Source organism: Plantactinospora solaniradicis (assembly GCF_042658085.1).
Taxonomy (GTDB): Bacteria; Actinomycetota; Actinomycetes; order Mycobacteriales; family Micromonosporaceae; genus Plantactinospora; species Plantactinospora solaniradicis.
Window position 1 is genome coordinate 241684 of the sequence record NZ_JBHSPR010000013.1, and the last position, 26956, is coordinate 268639.

25 protein-coding genes are annotated in these 26956 nt (G+C 70.0%); 18 read left to right on the plus strand and 7 right to left on the minus strand.

The features are described 5' to 3' along the window. The first annotated feature begins 63 nt into the window (after window positions 1–63). Window positions 64–705, plus strand: a complete 642-nt coding sequence (locus ACFP2T_RS18880) for a GNAT family N-acetyltransferase (RefSeq protein WP_377423823.1) — start codon at window positions 64–66, stop codon at window positions 703–705. A gap of 69 nt (window positions 706–774) precedes the next feature. Here the strand turns inward: ACFP2T_RS18880 and ACFP2T_RS18885 are convergent, their stop codons facing one another. After that, on the minus strand, window positions 775–1356 hold the full coding sequence (locus ACFP2T_RS18885; RefSeq protein WP_377423492.1) for a TetR/AcrR family transcriptional regulator: 582 nt from the start codon (window positions 1354–1356) through the stop codon (window positions 775–777). A 94-nt stretch (window positions 1357–1450) separates the two neighbouring features. On the opposite strand from ACFP2T_RS18885, the gene ACFP2T_RS18890 reads away from it, so the two are divergent. Both ACFP2T_RS18890 and ACFP2T_RS18895 read left to right on the plus strand, forming a co-directional pair. Next, window positions 1451–2839, plus strand: coding sequence for an MFS transporter (locus ACFP2T_RS18890; RefSeq protein WP_377423495.1), 1389 nt, complete (start codon window positions 1451–1453; stop codon window positions 2837–2839). Window positions 2840–2936: 97 nt separating this feature from the next. Then, window positions 2937–3596 carry a M23 family metallopeptidase gene (locus tag ACFP2T_RS18895; RefSeq protein WP_377423498.1) on the plus strand — a complete coding sequence of 220 codons (660 nt, stop codon included), beginning with the start codon at window positions 2937–2939 and terminating at the stop codon, window positions 3594–3596. Window positions 3597–3705: 109 nt separating this feature from the next. On the opposite strand, the gene ACFP2T_RS18900 is transcribed toward ACFP2T_RS18895, so the two are convergent. Beyond that, on the minus strand, window positions 3706–4857 hold the full coding sequence (locus tag ACFP2T_RS18900) for a lactonase family protein (RefSeq protein ID WP_377423501.1): 1152 nt from the start codon (window positions 4855–4857) through the stop codon (window positions 3706–3708). A gap of 450 nt (window positions 4858–5307) precedes the next feature. Here ACFP2T_RS18900 and ACFP2T_RS18905 point away from each other — a divergent pair, with 450 nt between their 5' ends. The 8 genes from ACFP2T_RS18905 to ACFP2T_RS18940 all read left to right on the plus strand — a co-directional run bounded on the left by ACFP2T_RS18905 (window position 5308) and on the right by ACFP2T_RS18940 (window position 12234). Continuing rightward, the gene (locus ACFP2T_RS18905) at window positions 5308–6507 is read left to right on the plus strand and encodes a lactonase family protein (protein ID WP_377423504.1); all 1200 of its coding nucleotides are present in this window, start codon (window positions 5308–5310) and stop codon (window positions 6505–6507) included. Window positions 6508–6706: 199 nt separating this feature from the next. Beyond that, on the plus strand, window positions 6707–7009 hold the full coding sequence (locus tag ACFP2T_RS18910; protein WP_377423506.1) for an urease subunit gamma: 303 nt from the start codon (window positions 6707–6709) through the stop codon (window positions 7007–7009). A gap of 43 nt (window positions 7010–7052) precedes the next feature. After that, entirely contained in the window at window positions 7053–7481 is a 429-nt protein-coding gene (locus tag ACFP2T_RS18915) for an urease subunit beta (protein WP_377423510.1), read from the plus strand. 51 nt (window positions 7482–7532) lie between these two features. Then, window positions 7533–9251: an urease subunit alpha gene (locus ACFP2T_RS18920; RefSeq protein WP_377423513.1), complete on the plus strand. Its 1719-nt coding sequence runs from the start codon at window positions 7533–7535 to the stop codon at window positions 9249–9251. Window positions 9252–9352: 101 nt separating this feature from the next. Next, entirely contained in the window at window positions 9353–9916 is a 564-nt protein-coding gene (locus ACFP2T_RS18925; RefSeq protein ID WP_377423516.1) for an urease accessory protein UreE, read from the plus strand. Beyond that, the gene (locus ACFP2T_RS18930) at window positions 9916–10617 is read left to right on the plus strand and encodes an urease accessory protein UreF (protein WP_377423519.1); all 702 of its coding nucleotides are present in this window, start codon (window positions 9916–9918) and stop codon (window positions 10615–10617) included. Before ACFP2T_RS18925 ends, ACFP2T_RS18930 begins: the two co-directional genes overlap by 1 nt. A gap of 22 nt (window positions 10618–10639) precedes the next feature. Next, window positions 10640–11323: an urease accessory protein UreG gene (gene ureG / locus ACFP2T_RS18935; RefSeq protein WP_377423522.1), complete on the plus strand. Its 684-nt coding sequence runs from the start codon at window positions 10640–10642 to the stop codon at window positions 11321–11323. Then, on the plus strand, window positions 11320–12234 hold the full coding sequence (locus ACFP2T_RS18940) for an urease accessory protein UreD (protein WP_377423525.1): 915 nt from the start codon (window positions 11320–11322) through the stop codon (window positions 12232–12234). The genes ureG and ACFP2T_RS18940 overlap by 4 nt, the downstream gene beginning before the upstream one ends. 22 nt (window positions 12235–12256) lie before the next feature. Here ACFP2T_RS18940 and ACFP2T_RS18945 read toward each other — a convergent pair whose 3' ends face one another. Next, entirely contained in the window at window positions 12257–12436 is a 180-nt protein-coding gene (locus tag ACFP2T_RS18945) for a hypothetical protein (RefSeq protein WP_377423528.1), read from the minus strand. A gap of 175 nt (window positions 12437–12611) precedes the next feature. Here ACFP2T_RS18945 and ACFP2T_RS18950 point away from each other — a divergent pair, with 175 nt between their 5' ends. Next, a complete protein-coding gene (locus ACFP2T_RS18950) occupies window positions 12612–14591 on the plus strand; it encodes a fibronectin type III domain-containing protein (RefSeq protein WP_377423531.1) in 1980 nt (659 codons plus the stop codon). Between the two features lie 52 nt (window positions 14592–14643). Here the strand turns inward: ACFP2T_RS18950 and ACFP2T_RS18955 are convergent, their stop codons facing one another. Further along, the gene (locus ACFP2T_RS18955; RefSeq protein ID WP_377423534.1) at window positions 14644–15309 is read right to left on the minus strand and encodes a calcium-binding protein; all 666 of its coding nucleotides are present in this window, start codon (window positions 15307–15309) and stop codon (window positions 14644–14646) included. Between the two features lie 218 nt (window positions 15310–15527). On the opposite strand from ACFP2T_RS18955, the gene ACFP2T_RS18960 reads away from it, so the two are divergent. Genes ACFP2T_RS18960 through ACFP2T_RS18970 form a run of 3 tightly spaced genes read left to right on the plus strand, consistent with a single transcriptional unit; the run spans window position 15528 to window position 18668 of the window. Then, a complete protein-coding gene (locus ACFP2T_RS18960) occupies window positions 15528–16658 on the plus strand; it encodes an acyl-CoA dehydrogenase family protein (RefSeq protein ID WP_377423537.1) in 1131 nt (376 codons plus the stop codon). Continuing rightward, window positions 16655–17512: a phosphate/phosphite/phosphonate ABC transporter substrate-binding protein gene (locus ACFP2T_RS18965; protein WP_377423540.1), complete on the plus strand. Its 858-nt coding sequence runs from the start codon at window positions 16655–16657 to the stop codon at window positions 17510–17512. The genes ACFP2T_RS18960 and ACFP2T_RS18965 overlap by 4 nt, the downstream gene beginning before the upstream one ends. Beyond that, window positions 17490–18668, plus strand: a complete 1179-nt coding sequence (locus tag ACFP2T_RS18970) for a ferritin-like domain-containing protein (protein WP_377423542.1) — start codon at window positions 17490–17492, stop codon at window positions 18666–18668. The genes ACFP2T_RS18965 and ACFP2T_RS18970 overlap by 23 nt, the downstream gene beginning before the upstream one ends. A gap of 83 nt (window positions 18669–18751) precedes the next feature. Here the strand turns inward: ACFP2T_RS18970 and ACFP2T_RS18975 are convergent, their stop codons facing one another. Both ACFP2T_RS18975 and ACFP2T_RS18980 read right to left on the minus strand, forming a co-directional pair. Next, window positions 18752–19420, minus strand: coding sequence for a YceI family protein (locus tag ACFP2T_RS18975; protein ID WP_377423544.1), 669 nt, complete (start codon window positions 19418–19420; stop codon window positions 18752–18754). Between the two features lie 181 nt (window positions 19421–19601). Beyond that, a complete protein-coding gene (locus ACFP2T_RS18980; protein WP_377423547.1) occupies window positions 19602–20156 on the minus strand; it encodes a GNAT family N-acetyltransferase in 555 nt (184 codons plus the stop codon). A gap of 158 nt (window positions 20157–20314) precedes the next feature. Here ACFP2T_RS18980 and ACFP2T_RS18985 point away from each other — a divergent pair, with 158 nt between their 5' ends. Next, the gene (locus ACFP2T_RS18985) at window positions 20315–22483 is read left to right on the plus strand and encodes an amylo-alpha-1,6-glucosidase (protein WP_377423550.1); all 2169 of its coding nucleotides are present in this window, start codon (window positions 20315–20317) and stop codon (window positions 22481–22483) included. Between the two features lie 128 nt (window positions 22484–22611). On the opposite strand, the gene ACFP2T_RS18990 is transcribed toward ACFP2T_RS18985, so the two are convergent. Further along, on the minus strand, window positions 22612–24213 hold the full coding sequence (locus tag ACFP2T_RS18990) for a HEAT repeat domain-containing protein (protein WP_377423551.1): 1602 nt from the start codon (window positions 24211–24213) through the stop codon (window positions 22612–22614). Window positions 24214–24411: 198 nt separating this feature from the next. On the opposite strand from ACFP2T_RS18990, the gene ACFP2T_RS18995 reads away from it, so the two are divergent. Continuing rightward, on the plus strand, window positions 24412–25065 hold the full coding sequence (locus ACFP2T_RS18995) for a TetR family transcriptional regulator (RefSeq protein WP_377423554.1): 654 nt from the start codon (window positions 24412–24414) through the stop codon (window positions 25063–25065). Between the two features lie 23 nt (window positions 25066–25088). Beyond that, window positions 25089–26956: bifunctional sugar phosphate isomerase/epimerase/4-hydroxyphenylpyruvate dioxygenase family protein (locus ACFP2T_RS19000; RefSeq protein WP_377423557.1), on the plus strand; the 1868-nt coding region annotated here is incomplete at its 3' end.

A 26956-nucleotide genomic window follows, 5' to 3' on the forward strand; every position in this document is an offset into this window, starting at 1 on the left:
CGGTCAGCTGGGGCGGCTGTTGGGGACGGCTCGGGACGGGCGGGTGTCGGGAAGTGGCGCGGGATGATCGAAATCCGTAGCTTCGCGGAGACCGACCGCGCCGAGCTACGGAAGCTGTTCGGCCGGGCGGGAGCGGGGTCTCCGTCTTCTTCCCTGTGGGGGCACGAAGAGTCCGAGGCGGCCATGTACCTGGAGCCGTACATGGGCCAGGAACCGGACTCGTTGTTTGTCGCCGTGGTGGGTGGCGATGTCGTCGGCTACCTGGCGGGCTGCCTCGACAGCTCGACGTTTCCCAGCGAAAGAGCGCGCATGGAGAGGGCGATCACGAAGTATCGGCTGATTTTCCGCCCCCGGCCCGCGGCCTTCCTCGCTCGCGGGATGGTCGACATGGCGTCGGCCGCGATCCGGCGGAGGCCCACCGCGGGAGCCTTCGACGACGCCCGTTGGCCGGCGCATCTGCACATCAACGTGGCGCCCCCGGCCCGGGGAACCGGTGCCGCCGACCGGCTGATGAAGCGATGGTTCGATCGGCTCAGAGACACCGGCTCGCCCGGGTGCCACCTGCAGACCCTCGCCGAGAACACGCGTGCGGTGCGATTCTTCGAACGCGCGGGCTTCGCCAGGCATGGTCCGACCGCACTGGTTCCCGGCGCCAGACAGGGCGGCCGGCAACTCCACCAGCAGACGATGGTCTGGCGGCCGTAGGCGCCCCGGACTCCACGCGGTGCTGCTGTTCTTCGTCGGACTCGGCGCGCCGCCGGCCGCCGTACGCGGTCACCGGGGCCGGTACGCGGCCAGGATCGTCTCCGAGATGAAGCCTGGGGCATCTGCCCGGTCCAGCCGCCCGGTGGCCACGTCCGTCGCCGCGCCGTGGATGACGTGGTGCAGGACGCCGGCCAACCAGCTCGCCGGTAGGTCGTCGCGGAAGACTCCCTCGGCCTGACCGCGAACGATCAGGTCACCGACGCGTTGCTCGGGTTTGGCGTGCAGATCGTGCAGCCGTCCGGGCGGCAGGGTCTTCTGCGCCGCCTCGAGGACGGCGCTCGACTGGGCGATCAGTAGCCAACTCGATTCGATCAGGGCCCGGAGGGTCTCCCGGGGGTCGCCGGTGAGATCCACCGCCGCCAGTACCTGGTCCCCTTCGTGGAGCAGTCGGATCAGCGCGGCCTCCACCAGGGCGTCCCGGGACGGAAAGTGTCCGTACAGGGTCACCCGACCGACCCCTGCCGCCTGGGCGATCTCGATGACGCTCGCGTCCGCGTTCCGACTCAGGCAGGCGACGGCCGCGCCAAGGATCTTCTCCGCGTTGTGCTGGGCGTCCGCCCTGCGCGTGGGCTTGCTACCGGAGCGAGACATGCCACCTCTCAAGTCGTACAGGCCTGTATGAGTTACAGTACCGGACGGAACTCGTACACGACTGTACGACTTAATCTGAAGGGGGCGGAACGTCATGACCGAAGCCGTGACCTCCACCAGTCCGACCCGCAGCCCCGATCCACGCCGCTGGCGGATCCTCGGAGTCGTCGGCATCGCCCAACTGATGCTGATCCTGGACGTCACCGTTGTCGCAATCGCCCTGCCCCACATCGGCGCGGAGCTCGGGCTGGAGCGCGAGACCCTCACCTGGGTGGTGAGTGGTTACACCCTTGCCTTCGGCGGTCTCCTCCTGCTCGGGGGTCGCGCCGCCGACCTGTTCGGCGCCCGCCGCCTCGTGCTCGTCGGGTTGCTGCTGTTCGCCGCCGCATCGCTGGTCGCCGGCCTGGCAACCGCCGGGCCCATGCTCCTGGGCGGGCGGGTCGCACAGGGTCTCGCCGCGGCCATCCTCTCCCCCGCCGCGCTGTCGCTGGTCGTCACCACATTCGAGGGCGAGGAACGGAACAAGGCTCTGGGAATCTGGTCTGCGCTTGGCGGCAGCGGAGCCGCGCTGGGCGTTCTCCTCGGTGGCGCCCTCACGGCAGGACCGGGTTGGCCCTGGGTCTTCTACATCAACGTGCCGGTGGGGATCGCGCTGCTGCTCGTCCTCCGGGCGCAACTCCCGTCGCAGCCGCGCCCCAGCACGGCGGGCCGGCTCGACGTACCGGGCGCCGTCCTGGTGACCGCCGCCACGGGAACCCTGACCTACGCCCTGATCAGGGCCGGTGACCAGGGGTGGACGACCCTGACGACCGGGGCTCTCTTCGCGGTCGCGGTGATTCTCTATGCGGCCTTCGTGGTGCGGCAGCGCGTCGCCGCGAGCCCGCTCATGGACGTGCGACTGCTGATCCGCCGACCGGTCGCGACCGGAACCCTGTTGATCCTGGTAGCGACGGCACTAATGATCATGGTCTTCTTCCTCGGTACGTTCTACCTCCAGGACCATCGCGGGTACGGCGCGCTCACCACCGGCCTGCTGTTCCTTCCCATCGCCCTGGCGACCATGGCCGGGGCGAACCTGGCAGGTCGGGTCATCGGTCGTACCGGGCCTCGGGCGCTCGCGGTGCTCGGACTCCTCCTCGCCGCCGTCGGCATGGCGATCCCTGCGCTCGCGGCCGGGACCGTAGCCATGGTGATCGGCGTCGGACTCGCCGCCGCCGGCACCGGAGTGGTCTTCGTGGTCGCCTCCGCCACCGCGCTGGGACAGATCGAACCGCACGAGGCTGGCCTGGCATCAGGAATCGTCAGCACATTCCACGAGTTCGGCGCCTCGCTCGGCGCGGCCGTCGTGTCGAGCATGGCCGCCGCGAGCATTGCCGGAACCGACGCCGCAGGCTTCTCGCGGGGCTTCGCCACCGGTGCGATCGTCGCCACCGCGGCCGCCCTCCTGGCGCTCGTCATCACGCCGAGGCCCCGTACCGATTGACCGTCGCCGCCCGAGCAACCGCCGGTGGGAGCCGCCGCGCTCCCACCGGCGACCCGGACCGGCGATCCCGCGATCCCGCGCCTTGCCGGTGTCTGACATGCTCGGGACGGTGACGGGCCAGCCGACCAGACGCCGCACCCACCGCCGTATCCGGACCCGCACCACCCGGGTCATCCTCGTGCTCACCGCGGTCGCGGCCGTCTCCGTCATCGCGGTGGTCGCCGTGGTCGTCGTGCCGCTGCTGCGCTCACCCGGCCCACGTCCGCTCTTCCAACTCCCCGTCGCCTGTGGCGAGACCTGGCAGCTCGGCACCTATCCGGGCCACGACGACTACGACGTCGACCTCTTCCCGACCAGGGGCGAGGCGTGGGGCCGGCCGGTGCTCGCGTCGTACGCCGGCGAGGTCACCGTGGCCGGGATCAACGGATCGCTCGGCGGCCGTACCCCGGACAACCCGGACGGCCCGCGCGGCCGGGGCGGCGGGTACTGGGTGAAGATCGACCACGGCGGCAAGTGGGAGACGCAGTACCTGCACATGCTCGAACCGCCGCTGGTCCGGGTCGGTCAGCGGGTGGAGCAGGGCGACCAGATCGGCCGGGTCGGCAGCACCGGCAACTCCGGCGCCCCGCACCTGCACTACGAGCAGCGCCAGGGCTGGCAGAAGGTCGAGACCTACTTCGACGGTTCACCGTCCGGCATCACCCACGATGACGAGGAATACACGGTCAAGCGAAAAAGCAACAACTGCCCCGCCTGATATGCCGCCAGGGCAGGCAGTTGATGGTCTTCCGGCCGGACCAAACGCATTCTGCTGCGGTTGGTCCGGCCGGAACCGGGTCAGCCGGATGACGGCACCTCTGCCGGCATCAGGAGGCGGCGATGCCTTCCATGCCGATCCCGTTGGCGAACGTGGGCAGTCCGTCCACCGTGGTGACGAGGGTCAGGGACCCGTCGTCATGTACGGCGTAGCCCTGCACGTTGCCGGCGGCGGCATTCTGCACGTAGAGGAATCCGCCACCCTCGGTCATGTCGATCGAACCGCCCCCGGTGCTCGCCACGACGGCCGCGACCAGAACCAGCTGTCCGTCGTCGCCGACCCGGTAGGCGCTGATGGTAGAACTCCCCGCGTTGGCCACGTAGAAGTAGTCCCCCACTCGCTGGACCCAGCACGACGCCATCTGACCGTTCGGCACCGCCGGACTTACCTGGCGCAGTTTGCCTTCGCCGTCGAGCAGGTACCGGGCCAACGCGTTGGTTCCGGACTCGGTGACGACGACACCCCGGTGGTCGTCGAAGGTGAACCCGAACGGTGTGCCTTCGGCGGGGTTGCTGACCGGCTCCGAGAGCTGGCCGCCGTCCTCGATCTCGAACGCCTCGACGGTGTTGTGGCTCTTCGTGCTCACCAGCACGAACCGGCCGTCGGGGGTGACGCTCACCTGGGCCGGTGCGTCGCCGAACGCTGGCGGATTGGCGTTGCCCAGGTCCAGCGACCGGTTGGCCCCCCGGATCGGTTGGAGCCGTCCGTGGTCCAGGCGGTAACCCTGGACGGAACCATCGCCACCGGCGTTGAGCACGTAGACCAGATCCTCGTGCACCCCGATGCTGACCGGCAGCAGACCACCTGACCAGATCACGTCGGTCCGCTCAAGTCCGTCATCGTTCACCCGGAAGACGGTCACCGTGTTGCTCCCGGCGTTCACCGCGAAGAGCAGTCCGTCCTCGTACCTGAGCGACCCCTGGGACGCCAGGGCATCGACCGGCGGTCCGACCGTGGCACCGCCGAGGCCGCCCGTCTCGAACTCGCCGGCCGGCGTGAGCTTGCCGTCGCGGTCGCGCTCGTACACCTTGATCGTGTTGCCTAGCGGCTTGTTCGTCTGGACGAAGACCAGACCCTCGCGCTGGACTCCTGCGCCGTGGTCCCCGCGCCGGTCATCGTCGGCGACGACCGGGCCCGAGGCTACGGTCGCCCCGACCAGGGATGCGAAGACAACTGCCGCCGCCCGCCTTTTCCATTGCATGATTCACCCTTACGCTGCTTCAAGCACTAATAAGAGGAATTTTCCTGTTTGAGGCTATAGCGGCCCGTGACCCTATCGAGGCTGTTTCCCGGAAAGAGACCGGGGTGGTCCGGACCCGCCCCCTTCGCCCCGCAGGCGCATCCGTGTCCGGTCACCGCGACCGCGAGGCACACGACTGCGGGCCAACGGATCTGCGGATCCGGTACGGGCGGGCTGCCGGCCACGTAGTCTCAGGTTGGACCGCCTGCCGCTTCATCAGGGGACTGAAGCGCGCGAATATCCCGGATGCGTCGCGGCGCACTGACCAGACATCGGATCGGCCGGCACCGGGCCCCGGTTCACGGCCGGCGAGACGTAGTTCTCGGAGGCGATGGGGGGACAGGTATGTCGAGTGAGCAGTCCATGCCAACGCCAGCCACGCGCGACGGACGGCATGGCGGACATCTCTACATGCAGACGAACGAACCCGTCAACGCCGTCGTCCACTATCTCCGGTCTCCGGACGGCACGATCACCGAACTGGGACGCATCCCCACCGGCGGCGCCGGCTCCGGGACCTTCAAGCCGATCAGCGGGCAGCCCAGCGCACCAAACGCCTTCGAGGGCGCGGGCAGCGTGATCCTCTCGCCGGACCGACGGTTCCTCTTCGCCACGAACGGCGGCGACAACTCGGTCTCCAGCTTCGGGGTGGCCGAGGACGGAGGTCTCGCGCTGCTGGACGTCAAGCCGACGGGGAACGCCGTGACCGGGCGCAGCGGCACCGCCAAGTCGCTGGCCTACGCCCCCGCCAGTGAGACGCTCTTCGTGCTGCACTCGTTCGGTCCCGACCATGTCCGCCTGATGTCGGTGGACGGCGAGGGCAGACTCTCGCTGCGCCTGGAACGGTACTCGGTGAACACGCCCGACAAGCCCCACCGGGTGGCCACCATGGTGACTCTCTCGCCCGACGGAAGATTCCTCTTCGTCGGCACCACATTCGACGAGCCGCCCACCGCGAACCCGGACGGCTCGGCGATCCTCTGGGTCGAGCGGGACGGCCAGCCGAAGTCGATCGCCTCGAACGAGCCGGACCCCGACGGTCTCATCGTCTTTCCGGTGGCCGCCGACGGGACCCTCGGCGCCCCCTCGTTCCACGATGCCGGCGGGGGTTCGCCTTTCTACATCGCCTTCCTGCACGGTCGCCCGGACACCTTCGTCGTCGGCTACGCCGTCGGTGACGGAATCGTCATGGGCAACATCGACGCGGACGGAAGGGTCAGCTTCGGGCCGCTCACCCCGATCAACACCAGCGCGGGCAAGCCCTCTGAGCTGTGCTGGCTATCCGTCTCCCCGGACGATCGGACGGTGTTCGCCACCAACTTCGGATACAGCAACATCAGCAGCTTCCAGCTCGACGGCGGCGCTCCGGTCGTCGCGAAGGATCCGGCGTGCCCGAGGGTGCCGGGCGATGGCAACTTCCGGGCTCTCAACGGGACCGTCAGCAGCGGTCCGAGCGACAACTGGGTGTCGCCGGACGGCGCCTATCTCTACCAGATCTACGGGAACGCCTCGAAACTCGTGGGCTATGAGATCCAGCCAGACGGTTCGCTTGAGGAGATCACCAGTGTGAGCATCCCGTACAACAGCCCGCAGGGCCTGGCCGGCGTCTGACGTCGAACTTGGGGCTTCTGGCCAATTTGCCGGCTATCAGGCAATTAGTTCGTTTATCGTGGGAGCACGCCGCCCGAGCGGCGTACCACGGACATCCACTGGCGCTGACCGGTCACAGCTCACCGTCACGTTCGTCGAATCCCGCTGCGGGATCGGTCGTCTGCCCGTCCGGCAGCGATCGACCACGGAAGGACGAGCTGTGCATCTCACTCCGAAGGAGTTCGACAAGCTGGTCATTCTCTCGATGGCCCAGATCGCCTCGGCGCGTAAGGGCAGAGGACTCAAGCTCAATCATCCGGAGGCGGTCGCCATAGTCGCCGCCGCGGCACTCGAGGGTGCCCGGGAAGGGAAAACCGTCGAGGAGGTGATGCATGCGGCACGTCACGTCCTCACCAAGGACGACGTCATGGAGGGTGTCGCCGACATGGTCCCGATGATCCAGGTCGAGGCGGTATTCGCCGATGGCAGTCGGCTGGTCACCCTGCATGCGCCGATCCAGTAGCCGGAGCGGCCACACAGCGCCGCCGAACGAACACGAGGCAACGATGGCCGATTCCGAGCCCCGAGCGCCGGTAGGCGGATACGTCCTCCGCAGCGACCCGCTGGAACTGAACGCCGGGCGCCCCGTCGTCCGGATCGAGGTCCAGAACACCGGGGACCGGCCCATCCAGGTGGGTTCACACTTCCACTTCTACGAAACGAACCGGAACCTGGAGTTCGACCGGGAGGCGTCCTTCGGCTGCCGGCTGGACATTCCCGCCGCCACGTCGATCCGCTTCGAACCGGGCGACCGGAAGACGGTATCCCTCGTGCCGTACGCGGGCCGGCAGCGGGTGTACGGGTTCAACGGCCTGGTGAACGGCTGGACCGGGGGCGAGCCGCTCGGGTACCAGCCGGATCGCGCGGAGGCCGCTCGCCGAGCCCGGATCAGGGGTTTCAAGTCCACATCCGGCCGGAACGATGGCGGGGAATGACGCCGGACGGCTGGACCAGCGGGTGCCGACAGTGGCCCCAGGAGCGCAGCGATGAGCCAGATTTCCCGACAGGAGTACGCCGGACTGTACGGCCCGGCGACCGGTGACAAGATCCGGTTGGGCGACTCGGATCTTTACATCGAAATCGAAAAGGATCTGCGCACCCTCGGCGACGAGGCCGTGTACGGCGGCGGCAAGACCCTGCGCGACGGCATGGGCGCCAGCGCGGACCTCACCAACGCCAACGGAGTACTGGACCTGGTCATCACGAACGTGACCATCCTCGACGCTCAACTCGGCGTGCTGAAGGCCGACGTGGGAATCAGGGACGGGCGGATCGCCGGGATCGGCAAGGCCGGCAACCCGGACATCATGGCGGGGGTGACCCCCGGGCTGGTGACCGGCCCGGGCAGCGACGCCATCGCCGGCGAGCATCTCATCCTGACCGCCGGCGGGGTTGATTCGCACGTGCACCTCATCTCGCCGCAGCAGGCGTACGCGGCGCTGAGCAACGGCGTGACCACCATCTGGGGCGGTGGGACCGGGCCGAGCGACAGCTCGAACGGGGTGAACGTCACGCCCGGCCCTTGGAACCTGCACGCGATGATGCGCGCCTTCGAGGGCATTCCGATCAACGTCGGCCTGATCGCCAAGGGCAACAGTTCCGGCCTTGAACCCCTCGCGGAGCAGGCGCGCGCCGGCGCCGCCGGCTACAAGCTCCACGAGGACTGGGGGGCGACACCACAGGCGATCCGGTCGGTGCTGACCGCTGCCGAACGGTTCGACATCCAGGTGGCCGTCCACACGGACACGTTCAACGAAAGCGGCTACGTGGAGGACAGCATCGCCGCGTTCGAGGGCCGGACCATCCACACCTATCACACCGAAGGCGCTGGCGGCGGCCACGCCCCGGACATCATCAAGGTGGCCGGGCAGATGAACTGTCTGCCCAGCTCCACCACGCCGACCAACCCCTACGGCATCAACAGCCAGGCTGAGCTGTTCGACATGACCATGGTCACCCACAACTTCAACCCGAAGGTCCCGTCCGACGTGGCGCTGGTGGAGAGCCGGGTGCGTCCGGAGACGATCGCCGCCGAGGACGTCCTGCACGACCTGGGAGCCATCTCGATGATGTCCAGCGACTCGCAGGCGATGGGCCGGATCGGGGAGAACTGGCTGCGCACCGTGCAGCTCGCCAGCGCGATGAAGGTGGCCCGGGGCAGGTTGCCGGAGGACTCACCGGCGAACGACAACTTCCGGGTGCTGCGGTACGTGGCCAAGATGACGATCAACCCGGCGATCACCCTGGGCATCGCCCACGTGCTCGGCTCCGTCGCGCCCGGCAAGATGGCCGACCTGGTGCTGTGGGAGCCGGCGTTCTTCGCCGCCAAACCCAAGATGGTGATCAAGAATGGAATGATCCTCTGGTCCATCATGGGCGACCCGAACGCCTCGGTGCCGACCCCGCAGCCGGTCATGTACCGACCGATGTTCGGCGCGTACGGCACGGCCCTGAGCGCGAGCTGCGTGACCTTCATGTCCCAGGCCGGCTACGAGGCTGGCGTCGGGGAGAAACTCGGCCTGCGCCGCCAGGTCCTTCCGGTACGCGGGACCCGGGGCCTGACCAAGCGGGACATGGTCCGCAATGACGCCCTGCCGGACATCGAGGTGGATCCGGAGACCTTCGCGGTACGGGTCGACGGCGTACACGCCACGGTTCCGCCCGCCAGGCGCCTTCCGCTGAGTCAGCTGTACTTCTTCAGCTAGCGCCACCAACTTTCCCGGACCAGGGCACAGGTCCGTGGCCGATCGAATCCGGTGCCACGACGAGGCGTCCGGCGACACCGGTCCGGAACGAAGGAGACGACATGCTTGTGGAATCCGTGTTGGGCAACGAGACCGAACCCGACTGGGGCGCCCGGCTCGAGGCGGCCCGGGTGGACAGCCTCGTGCTCGACCAGTGGGAGGCGCAGAAGAATCGGTTGCGGAAACAGACCCGGGGCGGCGTCGAGGTGGCGCTCTCCCTTGGCCGTGGGACGCGGCTGCGCGACGGGGATGTCCTCTGCTGGGACGAGCGGGCGGCCACCGCGATAGTGGCCCGGGTCCAACTCGGTGAGGTGATGGTCGTCGACCTGAGTGGGCTGGAGAACGAGCCGGCGGAGCTGGGCCTGCGTTCGGCCGTCGAGTTGGGGCATGCCATCGGGAATCAGCACTGGCCGGCGGTGGTGAAGGGGACCCGGCTGTACGTGCCACTCACCGTCGACCGCCGGGTGATGGACTCGGTGATGCGTACCCACGACTTCGCCGGAATCTCGCACGACTTCGTACCTGGCACCGAGGTGATCGCGTACCTCGCGCCGCACGAGGCCCGCCGCCTGTTCGGCGGCGCCGATCAGGCGCCGCACTCGCACGTGTCCGCCCTCGTCGGCTGATGGAGCCAGCCACGCCGACCATTCCGGCGACCCTGAAGATCCTGCAGTTCGGCGACTCGCTGTTCCCGGTCGGCGCCTTCACCTTCTCCGGGGGGCTAGAGACGGCGGTGCAGCAGGGGGTGGTCCGGGATCGGGAGAGCCTGGCGGAGTTCACCCGTACGGTCAGCCACCTGGCCGCCACCGGCGATGGCATCGCGCTGCTGGCCGGGCATCGCGGCGCCGTCGCGGGCGACCTCGACCGGATCCGTCGGGCCGACGAGGCGGTTCACCTCCGCAAGCTCTCCGAGGAGGCCCGGACGATGACCGTCCGGATGGGTCGCAAGCTGGCCGAGGCGGCAACGCACATCGTCGGCGACTCGATACTCGCCAAACGGTTCCGGGACGCCGTGGCGGACCCGGTCCCGGTCACCTATCCGGTCGCGTTCGGTGCGCTCTTCGGTGAGCTGGGACTGTCCGAGGAGGACGCCTTCGCCGCCCACCACTACGGCGTCGCGGTGGTGGTGCTCAGCGCGGCGATCCGGCTGATGCCGGTGGACCACCTCGACACCCAGGCGATCCTGTACGCGGTGAACGCGACCGCCACCGAGGAGTACCAGCGGGCAGCGGTCGCGAGCCTCGACGACATGGCCGCCTTCGGGCCGGTGATCGACGTGCTGGCGGCGACCCACGTCCACGCGCACGTCCGGATGTTCATGAATTGACCGCAGAGTTCTAGGAGTGATCATGAAAACAGTCAGCCGGATCGGCGTCGGTGGACCGGTCGGCAGCGGCAAGACGGCGATCATCGAGGCGATCGTCCCGAAGCTGGTCGGGAGCGGGTTGCGGGTGCTCGTGGTCACCAACGACGTGGTCACCACCGAGGACGCCAAGCACGTCCGGCGGGCACTGACCGGCGTACTGCTGGCCGACCGGATCATCGGCGTGGAGACCGGCGCCTGCCCGCACACCGCGGTCCGGGAGGACCCGAGCATGAACCTTGCCGCGGTGGAGGACATGGAGGCCCGCTTCCCCGACAGCGACCTGCTGCTCATCGAGAGCGGCGGAGACAACCTGACGCTCACCTTCAGTCCGGCCCTGGTCGACTACTTCATCTACGTGATCGACGTGGCCGCCGGGGACAAGATCCCGAGGAAGAACGGCCCGGGTATCTCCCGGTCGGACATCCTGGTGATCAACAAGACGGATCTCGCGCCACACGTCGGTGCCGACCTGGGCGTCATGGCGGACGATGCGACGCGGATGCGCGACGGAAAGCCGTTCGTCTTCACCAACTGCAAGTCCGGAGCGGGAATCGACGAACTGATCTCGCTCATCCGGCACAACACGCTGTTCGACCTGAGCCCGCCGGCCGATCTCCAGACCCCGGCCGACCCGCGACGAGAGGACGCACTGGACGTGCCCGCATGACCTGGGTGGACGATGCACCCGAACTGGCGCCGTACCAGGACGAGCCGGCTCAGATGGCCAGCGCCGCGCCGGGGAAGGTCGGTCTGCTGCGGCTCGCGTTCGAGCACCGGGTCGATCGGACGGTGCTGGCCGACCTGTTCCGGCAGGCTCCGCTGCTGGTACAGCAGGCGCTCTACTGGGACGCGGCGATGCCCGAGATGGCCTGCGTGTTCCTCGTCTCCACCTCCGGCGGGATGCTGCAGGGCGACCGGCACCGGATCGACGTGTCGCTCGGCGCCGGCGCCAGGGTCCACCTCACCACCCAGGCGGCCAACAAGATCCAGGAGATGGACGCGAACTACGCCGTCCAGGTCCAGCAGATCACCCTCGGCGAGGATGCCTACCTGGAATACCTTCCCGAGCCGGTCATCCCGTACCGACGAAGCCGGTTCATCACGCACACCGCGGTCACGCTGCCGGAGACGGCCACCGTGCTGTCCGCCGAGATCCTGCTGCCCGGACGGAAGTACCACCGCGACGGGGAGATCTTCCAGTACGACCTCTACTCCGCCGCCGTGCGTGCCGCTCGACCGCACGGGCCCGACCTGTTCGTGGAGAAGTTCGTGATCGAACCCGCGCGGTTCGGCGTCGACCGTCGGGGCGTCCTCGACAATTTCCAGGTTCTCGGCACCGTCCTACTGCTGACCTCGCCCGAGCGCGCCCGCCGGGTGTTCGAGCGGATGCCTCCCACCTGGGACGACGACCTGCCGCTGGCCGCCGCAGCCAGCCGGTTGCCGAACGACGCGGGCCTGCTCTACCGGGTGCTCGGACGGGAGACCGAGCCGGTCCGGGCCCAGGTACGGGAATTCTGTGGGGTGGCCCGGGCCGAGGCCGTCGACCGACCCACCCCGCCGGCCTTCAGCTGGCGTTGACCCCGACGTCGGTTCCGAGCCGCTATCCCCACTCCCGGCGCACCATGGGCGGCTCCACCTCGTCGTGCGGTGGATCCGTCTCGGCCGTCTCGACCAGGTCCGCCGGTACGACCCTGGCGGGCAGTCGGCCGAACCGCACCCGCCGCACGGACGCGAACTCCTCGTCCGTCAGCCGCTCGGTGTGCCCACGGTCCTCACCCATCGCGACCTCCCTCGTCTCCCCTCATTGTCCCCACCGGCGCAATCCCCACCCCGTCTCCTCCGCGCAACTCCTTTCCGGCATTAATTGATTACTTTCTATATTGATGTCCTCGGCATATGCTCTCGAATGGCCCGCCACCAGAAGACCGTCGAGCAACGGCCCACGGAGGTGCCCGATGCCACAGCGATCCCGAGTGCCGAACCGGTTCCTGTTCGCCATCGCGCTGTCGCTCGCGCTCCCCGTACAGCCCGCCTCCGCCGCGTACGTGAACACGCCGCCGGTCGAGACCGCCGGCCCGGCCAGATCAGGCCCCGACACCCGGCCGCCGACCGCCCCGACCAGGCTGACGGTGTCCGGCGTGACCGGCACCAGTGTCACCCTCACCTGGCGCCCCTCGGCCGACGACGTGGGGGTCGCGGCGTACGACCTCTACTCGGGCGCAGCCGTGGTCCGCTCGGTCACCGGCACGACCACGACGGTCCCGGACCTGGTGTCGGGCACGACCTACGCCTTCGTGGTGAGGGCACGCGACGCGGCCGGAAACGTCTCGCCGGCCAGCAACCGGGCGACGGCGACCGTCGGCCGGCCCCGGGCCACGGACTTCACGGTCTTCGGGTTCAGTCAGTCCGACGTGCACCAGGAAGATCCGCAGGTTTACGAACTCGTCCCCGACGTCACCATCCGGGCCATCGGCAAGTGGTCCACCAGTGGTGACGAGGCGGCCGACTACGACTTCACCCAGATCCGGCGCTACCACGACAAGGGCATCACGTTCATGGGCAGCGGGACGGCCAGCGTCATCTTCCCGCACGACTTCGCCAGCACCGAGATCTTCGACGACATGTCGACGCGCGACGCGGACAACAATCCGGTACCCCATGACGAGTTCGGGTTCCCCGATCCCGCGCGTCGGGGCAACATGTTCAACCCGAAGTACCGCCGGTACCTGCTCGACTGGGCCAGGATCCAGATCGACGGCGGCGTGGACGGGATCAACCTCGACGAGGTGAACGCCGGGTTCAGCGGCGGGCAGAAGTACGGCTTCAACGGCAACGAGGGATTCGACGACTACGCCATCGCCGACTTCAACCGGTACCTCCTGACGAAGTACCCGGCGTACACGGCCGCCGACTGGAAGTCCCGCTTCGGCATGACCGACGACAACCTCGTCCGGAGCGACGTCCCCGCCGACGACCTCGCCCGCAACTTCAACTACCGCAGCTACCTGCGGGCCAACGGCTGGAACCTCGACCCGCTGCGCTCCGACAATCCGCTCGCCACCGAGTGGGGGCGGGTGACCGCCAACCGGATGTACGCCGACGACATGTCCTTCACCGTCAGCTACCTGCGGCGCTACTGGAAGGAGATGGTCGACGAGCTGCGGTCCTACGCGAGGAACACCGCCGACCGCCAGCTACTGGTCAGCTCCAACGGACTCCTGCCGTACGTGGACTACAACAGTGTCGGGATGTACCCGTGGAACCCCGACGAGCAGACGCCCGACTTCAGGGGAGCCGACTACGTGCCCGTCGTCGACGGCCACCTGAACGGCGCGAAGTCGTTGCAGGCGAACTACCGGTACCTCAAGGAGCAGAGCGGCCGGATCGCCGGGGACGTGCCGGTGGCGGTGTTCATCGACTGGCCGAACGACATGATGACCAACTACCTGAACCTGCCGCTGGCCGAGAAGCGGGACTACTGGCAGATCTTCGGCGCCGAGGCGTACGCCAACGGCATCTTCCCGGCCTTCCACCTGAAGGACACGGTGGGCAGCCCGACCGCGGAAGAGTCCGGCATGCTGGACTTCTTCCAGACGTACAGCCAGTTCTACAAGGACCACCGGTCGCTCTACCGGGACAACGACCACGGGACCCAGGCCGTACGCGTCGGGGCGGGCAACATCTCGGGGAGTCTGCTCGTACAGGACGGCAGCGGGGCGCGGACCCTGCACCTCGTCAACCACAACTACGACCGGGGGATCATTCCGCAGACCGGCTTCGGGGTGGAGGTCGACCTGCCGTCCTGCCCCCGACGGGTAGCCATGATCTCTCCCGACTTCGCGGAGTCGAGGGTGCCGGCCTCCTCCTGCCGGCACGGCAGGCTGAGCGTGACCGTCGACCGGCTCGACTACTACAACGTCCTGGTGTTGAGCTGACGCCGCGACGTCCCGCCCGGCGCGCAGCACCGGACGGGACGTCCATCGTGTGTCACGGGCAGTTCAGGACGACCTCGGTGTCGCAGAGCGCGTCGACGTTGGGGCCGCCGTCCCCGACATCGGTGCCCAGCCCGCCGGTCAACTCGTCCACGCCGGCCCCGCCGGCCAGGTCGTCGTCCTGGGCACCGCCGCCGAGGACGTCGTCACCGTTTCCGCCGTTGAGCCTGTCCTCACCGTCGCCGCCGCGTACGGTGTCGAGGCCCGGGTTGCCCTCCAGGACGTCATCTCCCGCGTTCCCCTCGACGACGTCGTCGTCCTCGTCGCCCCGGGCCCGGTCCGCGCCCCCGTCGCCCGCGATCTTGTCGTCGCAGAGGCCACCGGAGATGGTGTCGTCCCCGTCGCCCCCGCTGATGATGTCCTCGCCGTCGCCGCCGCTGATCTGGTCGTCGCCGGGCCCGCCGTCGAACCTGTCGTCGCCGCCGTTGCCGATCAGGGTGTCGTTGCCGCCGTTGCCGATGAAGGTGTCGTTACCGGCCCCACCGACGAAGACGTCGTTGCCGACCCCGCCGATGAAGGTGATCCCCACCGGATCGGGCTCGCACTCCTCGTTGGCCGCCGCCGGCCCGCCGGTGGCCAGGACGACTGCCGTGGAGAGCAGGAGCAGCGCGGCGAGAGCGGTGCCGGGCCGACCCTGCTTCCTGGTGATGGTCATGCTCATGGTCCATCCTCCGTACCTGTGCCGGGTCCCGCTCGGTGCGGACCCGGGCCCCCTGGGTGGTGGCCAGACGAAGGGTGGCAAGCGGGGCTCAGCGCTCGATCAGCGTCACGTCACGGCCGGGCACCGCTCGGCGGCCACGAGACACTTGTCGGTTGTCGGCCGCGACAGCCAGGCGGGAACATGGCAGGGACCGCGCTGGCCGAGCCCGGGGAGGGCGCATGACCTACCAGGATTCCTTGGACCGGATCATCAAGGAGATCGTCGTACCCGGGGCGGAGTCCGTCGACCGGTCCCGGTCCTTCCCCCGCGAGGCCGTCGCCGCGATGGCCGAGGCGGGCCTGCTCTCCCTCACGGTGCCCACCGAGTACGGCGGAGGTGGCGAGGGGCTCCGCGCCGCCACCGTGGTGGTCCGGCAGCTCTCGGCGGCCTGTGGCTCGACCGCGATGGTGACGATGATGCACTACAGCGCCGTTGCCGCGCTGGCCGCCACCGCCCGGGCCGACGAGCTACGGGAGATCGCCGCCGGACGGCACCTGAGCACCCTCGCCTTCTCCGAGACGGGATCACGCAGCCACTTCTGGGCACCGGTCAGCACCGCGACCGAGGACGGCGACGAGGTACGCCTGAACGCCCGGAAGAGCTGGGTCACCTCGGCTGGCCACGCCGACAGCTACGTATGGTCGAGTCGGCCGCTCACCGAGGCGGGGGCGATGTCGCTGTGGCTGGTCCGGGCCGGCGCCGAGGGCCTGTCGGTCGGTGCCGAGTTCGACGGGTTGGGACTGCGCGGCAACGACTCCCGCCCGGTCACCGGCGCCGGCGTACGGGTGCCCCGGACGGCGCTGCTCGGTGTGGACGGTACGGGCCTGGACCTGGCGCTGACCGCCGTACTGCCGTGGTTCCTCCTGCTCAACGCCGCCGCGAGCGTCGGCCTCATGCAGGCGGTGACCCGCGAGGCGGCGGAGCATCTGGTCCGGACCCGCCTCGGACACCTGGACCAGTCGTTGGCGCAGCAGCCCGAGTCCCGGGCGGTGCTGGCGAGGATGCGGATCGAGACGGACCGCACCCGGGCGCTCGTCGACAGCACACTGACCGCCGTCGAGCAGGGAGCCGACGACGCGCAACTGCTGGTGCTGGAGGTCAAGGCGGCGGCGGACGGCAGCGCCGCCGAGGTCGCCGACCTGGCCATGACGGTGTGCGGCGGAGCCGCGTTCCGCAAGGAGCTGGGGATCGAACGCCGGTTCCGGGACTCCCGGGCGGCCCGGGTGATGGCGCCGACGACGTCGGCCCTGCTGGACTTCGTCGGCCGGGCCCTCTGTGGCCTGCCGCTGCTGGACGGTCCGGCCCGATGAGCCGCACGCTGCTCCTCGGCGCCGTCGCGTACGACCCGAAGGTCGTGACCATCTGGACCGGTTTCCGGTCCTGGTTCCGCGAGCGCGGCCTGGACCTGGACTATGTGCTCTACTCGCACTACGAACGGCAGGTCGAGGACCTGCTCGCCAGCCGGATCGACCTGGCCTGGAACTCACCGCTGGCCTGGATCCGCGCCGAGCGGCTGGCCCGGGCCCGTGGGCTGGATCTGCGCACCGTCGCGATGCGCGACACGGACCGCGACCTGACCTCGGTGATCGTGGTACGGGCCGAGGGAAACCTGCACTCCCCCGCCGACCTGCGGGGCCGGACCGTCGCGACCGGCGCGATCGATTCGCCCCAGGCGACACTGCTGCCGCTGGCGCTGCTCCGCGGCCACGGCGTCGATCCGGGGGCCGATGTCGACCTGCTCCGGTTCGACGTGGGCGTCGGGCTGCACGGCGACCACATCGGCGGTGAACGTGACGCCGCGAGCGCGCTGCTTGCCGGCCGTGCCGACGCGGCCTGCCTGATCGACGCGAATCTGCTGCTGTTCGGGCGGGACGGCACGCTGCCGTCCGCGTCGGTCCGGGTGCTCGCCCAGACGGAGCCGTACGACCACTGCAACATGTCCGTCGGGCCGGGGGCCGACCAGGCACTCGTGGACCGCTTCGGCGAACTGCTGCTGAGCATGTCGTACGCCGACGACTCCGCCCGGCCGCTGCTCGACCTGGAAGGGCTCAAGGAGTGGCTGCCGGGTCGGACGGACCGGTACGCCGCACTGGACAGTGCGGTCACCGACACCGGCTTCTACCTCCCCGACGGGACGCTCGGTGCCGACGACTATCGACCTTGAGGGCCTCGGTTTCGACAACGGTGGTCACCTGCTCGTCAACCGGGCCCTGGCCGGGCTGGGGCCGGGCGAGCGCCTGGTCGTGCGTGGTCGGCATCCCGCCCTCGGCGTGCACCTCGCGGCCTGGTGCCGGGCGGAAGGGCATCGGCTCGACCCGGAGGCCGCCTCCCCGACCATCGTCGCGGGCAGCGCCGACCGGGACCGGTGGCGGGGAGCGCGGCGGGCCGGACGGACGGCCGCCGACGTCGTTCCACAGGCGAGCCGGGAGTGGGGGCTGGCCGCCCGGAGCGCGCTGGTCGAGCCGGGTGGTCCGGCGCTCTCCGTCGACTGGGTCGACCGCGACCTGGTCTGGGCCGACATCGCACCCCAGCTGTACGCGCAGGCCACGGCGAACCAGTGGGATCCGGCGACCGCGGTGGACTGGACGGCGGCCGGATCCGTGCCGGAGGACGTCGAGGACGCCGTCGTCCAGGTGATGACCTTTCTGGTGGAGAACGAACAGGCCGCGTTGATGATCCCGGCCCGGCTGCTCTCCCGGCTGCATCCGCACTACCGCGAGGTGATGCAACTCCTGGCGGCGCAGGCCGCCGACGAGGCACGGCACGTGGAGATCTTCACCCGCCGTGGGCTGATGCACCGGGACAAGCTCGGACTCTCCGGAGCCGGCGGTCGGGCGTCCCTGCAGACCCTCCTGGAGGAACCGGACTTCACGCTCGCCTCGTTCCTGCTCTCCGTCCTGGGGGAAGGCAGCTTCCTCGACCTGCTGCACTTCCTGCATCGCCACGCTCCGGACCAGGTCACCGCCGACGTCACCCGGCTCGCCGCCCGGGACGAGGCCCGGCACGTCGCCTTCGGGGTCGCGCACACCGCGCACGTGGTCCGGGCGGACCCGGGGTTCCTGCACCGGCTGCGTACGGCGGTCGAGCGACGCCACGCGGCGCTGGCCGACACGGCGGGCCTGAACAAGCAGGTCTTCGACGCGCTGGTCGTCCTCGCCGCCGGCTCCTGGGAGCCGGCGGCGATCGCCCGAGGCTGGCAGGATGTGCTCCGCCTCCAGCAGGCCATGGATTCCGGGCGCCGGAGACGGCTGGAGTACATCGGCTTTCCGGACGACGAGGCGGCCGCCCTGTCGGCGCTGCACACCCGCAACTTCATGTGACCGTCGGACTCCACCGACCAATTCGGACGGGGCCGCCGTCCGGGGCCGCGCCCTCGTGCCCGGCCGCCGCGACGCGAGCCACGTCAGGGCTGGCGGATGGCCTCGCCGGCAATCTCGATCCGCACGGTCTTTCCGACGAGGACACCGCCGCTTTCGAGGGCCACGTTCCAGAGCAGCCCGTACGCCTCTCGTTCGATCTCCGCCGTCGCGCTGAACCCGAAGATGTCCTGTCCGTAGGGGTCGCGTCGGGCGCCGCCGAACTCCACCTGGAGATCGACCGGTCGGGTTATCCCCTTCACGGTCAACTCCCCGGTGAGGACGAACCGTCCGGACGTCCGGCTGACCTGCTCCGGAACGACGACCTCGCTCCGCCGGCCGGGGCGCTGGCTCCGCAGGCGGGCCCAGAAGAAGATCGCGTCGTCCCGGTCCGGCTGCTGCCTGATTCCCGTACTGCGGTACTCCAGGGTGGGGTAGCGCTCCACGTCGAGGAAGTCGGCGCTGCTCAGGTGCGCGTCGCGGTCGGCGTTTCCGGTACCGATGCTCGCCGCCCGGATGGTCGCGGTCACCGACGAGTTCAGCGGGTCCGGATCGACGAGGATCCGCGCGGTCGCGTCGCCGAACTCGCCCCGTACCGGGCTCACCATCATGTGTCGGGCCAGGAACCCGATCCGCTTGTGGGCGGGATCGAGCAGGTAGGTGCCGGGAGCGGGGATCGTCATGCCGTGCCAGGACCGTGTCGTGGAACCGGTCATCGTCGTACGTCCCCCGAATCCTTGCCGCGCGGTGCGGATGTCCTACGGTTCACCGATTCCACAGAGTAGTCAGGTAACCGGAAGGACATCTCTGACCTGGGCAGCTCCCGTGAGGATGATCACTTTGTGTGAGCCGCCGCGCGAACGCCAGCACCGTGCCGGTGGTCGGCGGACGGGGCGGTCAGAGAGACTTGTGGTAGATCACGAAGTCGCAGGGCGTCGCGAGGTGCGGCTGTAGCGCCGGGTACGCCTCGTCGAGACGGGTCCTGCGGGTCTCCCGGTAACCGATCCGGGTGTACCAGTCGCGCAGAAATTCCTTCGCCGGATGCGTCCAGGTCTGCGGGACGAGAAGCTCGAGCTGCATCCGGTCGAGCTGCCGTTCCCGCGCCCAACGCTCGGCGAAGGCGACGAGTTCCCGGCCGATGCCGACGCCACGCTCGTGCGGGCTGGCGACGAGCATCCCGAACCCGCCCTGGCCGCTGGCGAGACGCTGGACCCGGATCGTGCCGACGAGCCGCCGCCCCATCCTGGCCACGGCGAGTTGACCGGTACGGATCAGGGACGTCACCTCGTCCGGGCTGGTCCGATCGGTGCCGTCGAGCCACAGGCCCTGCTCCGCGCCGGCGTACACCTGGTTGATCAGGTCGACGACCTCGGCCACGAACTCGCCGTCGTCGGCCTCGGCCGGGCGTGCGATCGAGACGTCCAGCGGTGACGGCGTGCCGGTTTCTCGCATTGCCCCTGTGTCTCCGTCTGGATGTCGGTGCCGAATCGAACGGTAGCAGCCGCGCCGGCCAGGCTGGGTCGTGGGCGTTTTCACGGGCGGGAGCGGAGCGAGCAGGTAACGTAATCGGAAATATCTCCGCAATCCGGCCCGCTCCGTCGGAGGTGTACGTGACAACGACCGGGCGGCGGCGCCCGACACCGGCCGACCCGAGTCCGGAACCGGTGCCGGGATCCGAGGTTCCGAGCGAGGCGGTCCGCGACCTGCCTCCTGATCTGGGGCCGGACGCGATCGGCGTGTTCGACGGGCTGTCGTTCATGTTCTCCGACGCGGCCGGCGACGTGCCCCCCGGCTCGATCGGCGGGCTGATCCACGAGGACACCCGGTTCCTGAGCCGCTGGCAGCTCACGCTCAACGGCGCCCGGCCGCTGGTGCTCGGTTCCAGCTCGGTCGACGCCTTCTCGGCGGCTTTCTTCCTGGCCAACCCGGACCTGCCCGAACTGCCCGCCAACCGGATCGGGATCCGCCGGCAGCGCTTCGTCGGCGAGGGCATGTACGAACGGATCAGGCTGCAGTGCTTCACCGACGAGCCGGTGCCGATCGAGTTGCGGCTGGCGGTCGGCGTCGACTTCGCCGACCTCTTCGAGATCAAGGAGAAGGTCCGGGACCGGTCGGCCCGGATCGTCCGGGAGCACGCCGCCGACGGCTCCCCGCTCAGCTTCACGTACCGCAACGGCGAATTCGCGGTGGGCACCGAGGTCCGGGCCCTACCGGCGCCGAGCCGGATCGAGGGCGACGACCTGGTCTGGGACCTCGTCCTGACCCCCGGGGAGGGCTGGGAGGGCGAGCTGCACGTCCCGCTGCGCTACGCCGACCAACGGATCCGGCCGTCCCGACGCCAGTTCGGCGAGGTCTTCGAGGTGGACGGCGGGACCGACTCGGCGAGCCGGTGGCGGGCCAGCCGCCCCGACGTGCATGCCGACTCGGATCTGATCTGCGACGTCTACCACAAGTCCGTGGCGGACCTGATATCGATGCGGATCGAGAAGGAGGTCAGGGGGCAGCGGATCGTGATGATCGCCGCCGGGCTGCCCTGGTTTCTCACCATCTTCGGACGGGACTCGTTGATCACCGGCTACCAGGCGATGCTCGGCGGACCGGAACTCGCCCGCGGGGCACTGTTGGTCCTCGCCGCCCACCAGGCCACCGAACTGGACGAATTCAGCGATCAGGAGCCGGGCAAGATGCTGCACGAGTACCGCAGCGGCGAACTCACCCGGCTCGGCATCAAGCCGCACAACCCGTACTACGGCGCGGCCGACACCACCCAGCTCTGGCTGATCGTGCTCTCCGAGTACTGGCGCTGGACCGGCGACGAGGCTCTCCTACGGAACGTACGGGACAACGCGTACGCCGCGCTGCGCTGGATCGACGGGTACGGCGACCGGGACGGCGACGGCTACGTCGAGTACGCCACCCGGTCCCGCGAAGGACTGGGCAACCAGTGCTGGCGGGACTCCTGGAACGGCGTGCAGTTCGCCGACGGGACGATTCCGGTGCTGCCCATCGCGACCTGCGAGATCCAGGGCTACACCTACGACGCGAAGCTGCGGATGGCGGAGCTGGCCGACGGCCCGTACCGCGATCCCGCGTTGGCCCGGCGGCTGCGCGACGAGGCCGCCGCGCTCGCCGACCGGTTCAACCGTGACTTCTGGATCGACGACCGGGGCGGCTACTACGCCCTCGGGCTGGACGGGGACAAGCGGCGGATCGACTCGATGACCTCGAACATGGGGCACCTGCTGTGGAGCGGCATCGTGCCGGCGGAGCGGGCCGCGGCGGTGGCCCGGCAGCTCATGTCCGACGAACTCTTCTCCGGCTGGGGAGTGCGGACCATGTCGACCGACGACCGTGGCTACAACCCGATCGGCTACCACCTGGGCACGGTCTGGCCGCACGACAACTCCCTGATCGCGTACGGGCTGGCCCGGTACGGCTTCCGGGCGGAGGCGAACCGGATCATCGAGGCGATGCTGGAGGCGACCCGGTACTCCGACAACCGGCTGCCCGAGGCGTTCTCGGGCTACGACCGCTCGTTCGGCCGGATCCCGGTGCCGTACCCGACGGCGTGCAATCCGCAGGCCTGGGCCAGCGCGGCACCGCTGCTCTTCCTCCGGACGATGTTCGGACTGGAGGCGAGGGACGGGCAGTTCGTCCTGGACCCGGATATCCCCGAGCGGTTCGGACGGATCCAACTGACCGGGGTGCAGGGGTTCGACCAGCGCTGGGAGATCGAGGCGAACGCCCGGCAGAGCCACCTGCGGCTGTCGAACCGCTGAAACCGTTTCCGGCAAGGGACTTACACCGCTCGCCGGCGACCGGCATCACGTGCCGGGGCCGAACCGTCGATCCGGCCGGCAGACCCGCCGGTTCCCCGGTCGGGCTCGTCGGTGTACGCCCCGGGCGGCTACGTCCCCGACCGCTGTGTCGGGACGGCACCGGCGAGCCAGCCCGAGAGCAGCCCGGTGGTGTCGGCGCCCAGGGTTCCCGCCGCCCGGCGGGCCAGTTCGGTGAGGTCGGCGTGCTCGGCGGCGGTGACGAGCAGCTCGGGCACCAACGCCCGACGCCGCGCCGGTAGGTTCGTGGCGCGGACGAGGCCGGTGACGTCGGCCCGGCCGCGCCGGGCCAGCTCCGGGTAGGGATCCATCGCCAGGAGAAGGCCGGCGCGCAGCCGGACCGCCGTGGACCGGTCCCGCAGCAGGCGGTAGCCGGCCCGTCGAAGTTCCGTCCGCGGATCGGCCAGCAGCCGCCAGCCCAGTTCGGGCGGCACCCTGCGATGGAAGGGCCGCAGCGCGGCCGTCGTTTCGCGGACCACCGCCGGTGACGGGTCGCGCAGCAGCGGAACCATCCCCTCGACGTCGACGGCCTCCAGTTGCCGCAGGGCCCATACCGCCCGGGCGCGTACCGACGCGGACGGATGTGCCAGCAAGGGTCGCAGCAGCGGTACGGCCGTGTCCGATCCCATCTCGGCCAGCCCGGCGATGGCGCCGATCGCCGGTACCGGATCGGCGACCGCGCCCAGGTAGTACGCCAACAGATCGGTGCCGAGGCGCCGGGCGGCGTCCCGGGCGACCGCCCGTACCAGTGGGGCCGGGTCGTCGAGGTAGCCGGCCACCTCGGCGTCGTGACCGGTCCGCACCAGGCCGGTCAGCGCGAGCACCCGCACGTCCGCGCGGCGGCTGCCGGCCAGGCGTTGCAGGACGCCGATCCGGCGGGTCCACACCGCCTCCCGGCAGGCCGCCTCCGCGGCCCTGGCCCGGATCCGGACATCACCCTCCGACTCCGCTGCGGCCACGAGTTCGTCGAGGTGTAACCAGCGCTGGGTCAACGCGGTGTCGAACACGAACCGCCGCAGGTGGCGGCCGGCCGAGCCGGCAAGTGCCTGCCGTACCTCGGTCGGTGCGGTGAGCAGCGCGGCCAACGCCTGGGTGTAGGCGAAGCCGCCACGCCGCCAGAACTGCACCACCAGGGCGGTCGGCACCGTCGCCGGCAGGTAGCCGTTGGGGTCGTCGGCCAGCAACAGGGCCAGCCCGGCACGTGCCCGGTTACGAACCTGGCCGACCCAGTCGCCGGTACGCAGCACGAGGAACGGCATCAGCTCCGGGCCCGGCCGGTCGAGGATCGCCGTGACCGCACGTTCGCGGATCCGCCCGTCCCGGTGCGTACTGGCCAGCGCCATCGCGATCGGGCCCGCCGCGCCGGCGTCCAGGCGTTCGGGCAGCCGGTCCAGGACCGTCGAGTGGTGAGGCGAGTACCAACTCGTCCGCCGGGCGTGCTCGTCCAACCGCGACACCACCCTCGGCCGCCCGCCCAGCAGTTCGAGCGCCGCGAGGGCGGTGGCGTCGTCGCCGACGGCGTCGAGGTCGGCCAGCTGATCGACCAGACGGTCCAGGGCCGGCCGGCCTCGACCGGCTACCTCGTCGATGGCGGTCCTGACCGGAGCCAGCCGGGCGTCCGGGTCCACGCCCGCCGGTCCTCGGGGGCGACGGAGGCGCTTGAGCCACGTCATCCGGACATCGTGCCGCAGTGCCGAGGGGCCCAGTCCGCAATTATCTCCGGCTCGCGATGCCGCTCGCGCCGGCCGCCCGGAGGGCCGTGATGTACGGACTAGTACGTTCGTTATCCTTGGGGGCGTGACAGCCGTGGCGAGAGCTGGTCGACTCCCCGGGACACCGGGTCCGCCGGGCCCGAGGCGGGAAGAGGGGCCATGACCGGCCAGGCGGCACCGGAATCCAAGGTCGACCGCAGGCGTGACGCCGAGCGTACCCGGGCCGACATCCTCGACGTCGCGACCGAGGAGTTCGCGAACCGGGGATACAGCGGAGCGCGGGTCGACGAGATCGCGGCGCGTACCCGCACCACCAAACGGATGATCTACTACTACTTCGAGGGCAAGGAACAGCTCTACCTGGCCGTGCTGGAACGCGCGTACGCCGAGATCCGGGCGGCCGAACGCGCCGTCGACGTCGACCACCTCGACCCGGTCGCCGCCGTCCGCCGCATCGCGGAGGTCACCTTCGACCACCACGAGGCGCATCCCGCCTTCATCAAGCTGGTCGGCGTCGAGAACGCCCAGCAGGCCGAGCACATGACCCACGTCGCCCGGCTCGTCGACCTCAACAGCTCCGCGGTCGACGTCCTGCGCGGCGTGCTGGACCGGGGCCAGCGGGACGGCGCGTTCCGCACCGACGTCGACGCGCTCGACATCCACATGATGATCAGTGCGTACTGCTGCTTCCGGGTCGCCAACCGGCACACCTTCAAGGCGCTGTTCGGCCGCGACCTCCTCGACCCGACGACCCGCCAGCACTACCGCACCATGCTCGCCGAGATGGTCGTCGGCTATCTCGGCCAACGTTGACCCGTACGGTCGGAAGGTGAGCCATGAGCGGCAGCCGGGCCTCCGCCACAACCGGACGTCCTCCCCGTCCCGCGCCCGGTGGGCTGCGCCGGTCGATGGCGACCGTCTGCGTCTCCGGGACCCTGGACAACAAGATCGCGGCCGCGGCCGGCGCCGGGTTCGACGGCATCGAACTCTTCGAGAACGACCTGGTGGTGACGCCCTGGACCCCGGCCGAGGTCCGGGCCCGGTGCGCCGACGCCGGTCTCACCATCGACCTGTACCAGCCGTTCCGCGACTTCGAGGCGGTACCGCCGGCGACACTGGCCGCCAACCTGGCCCGCGCGGAGCACAAGTTCGACGTGATGGCCGAACTGGGCGTCGACACGATGCTGGTCTGCTCCTCGGTCGCCCCGGCCGCGATCGACGACGACGATCTGGCCGCCGAACAGCTCGCACTGCTGGCCGACCGGGCGCAGGACCGGGGCATCCGGATCGCGTACGAGGCGTTGGCGTGGGGACGGCACGTCTCCACCTGGGACCATTCCTGGCGGATCGTCGCGCGGGCCGACCATCCGGCGCTCGGGCTGTGCCTCGACTCCTTCCACGTCCTGTCCCGGGAGGTCAGTCCGGCCGGCATCGCCGAGATCACCCCGGGCAGGATCTTCTTCCTCCAGCTCGCCGACGCGCCCCGGCTCAGCATGGACGTCCTGCAGTGGAGCCGCCACCACCGGCTCTTCCCCGGGCAGGGATCGTTCGACCTGACCGACTTCGTCCACCGGGTACTCGCCGCGGGATACACCGGCCCGCTGTCACTCGAGGTGTTCAACGACGTGTTCCGGCAGGCCGATCCGGCGCGCGCCGCGATCGACGCGATGCGGTCGCTGGTCACGCTCGAGGACAGCCTGCGGCCGTCGGAGGTGCCGGCCGTCGCCGTACGCCGACTGCCGGAGGCACCGCCGCTGTCCGGACACGCCTTCAGTGAATTCGCGGTCGACGGCGAGTCGGGTCCGGCGCTGCGGGCCGCGTTGCGTGGCCTCGGGTTCGCCCACACCGGCCAGCACCGCTCCAAGCCGGTGGAGCTGTGGGAGCAGGCCGCCTGCCGGGTGGTCCTGAACAGCGCCGTCACCCGTCCCCAAACCCCCGGTACGGCCGCGATCAGCGCGTTCGCCCTCACCACCGCGGACCCGCAGCGGTCCCGGGTCCGCGCCGAGGCGCTGCTCGCACCGGTGCTGCCCCGCGTTCGCGGTGCCCGCGAGTCCGATCTCGCCGCCGTCGCCGCCCCCGACGGTACGTCGGTGTTCTTCAGCCGCGACGACGACTGGCGGGCCGACTTCCTGCCCACCGGCGAGGAGTTCACCGGCGTCGCCGGACTCACCGGCACCGACCATCTCGGGCTGGCGCAACCGTTCGACCACTTCGACGAGGCGGGGCTGTTCTACCGCTCCGTGCTCGGGCTTGCCCGGCTGACCACCGAGGAGTTCGCCGCGCCGTTCGGGCTCATGCGGTCACGGGCCTTCGCCACACCCGACCGGACCGTACGGCTCGCGCTCACCGCGGCCCTGCTCCGCCGTGGCGAGTGGGCTCCCGCCGTCGTCGATCCCCAGCACGTCGCCTTCGCCACCGCCGACATCTTCGGTACCGCGTCGGCGGTCGACCGGCTCGGCGGCACGACGCTGCCGGTGCCGGACAACTACTACGCCGATCTCGTGGCCCGGTTCGCACTTCCCGCCGACCTCGTCGCACGGCTACGCCGGCACGGCATCCTCTACGACCGCGACCAGCGAGGCGGCGAACTGCTCCACCTCTACACGCCGGTCTACGGCGGCCGGGTCTTCTTCGAGATCGTGCAACGCATCGGTGGCTACGACGGATGCGGCGAATCCAACGCACCGGTCCGGATGGCGGCCCA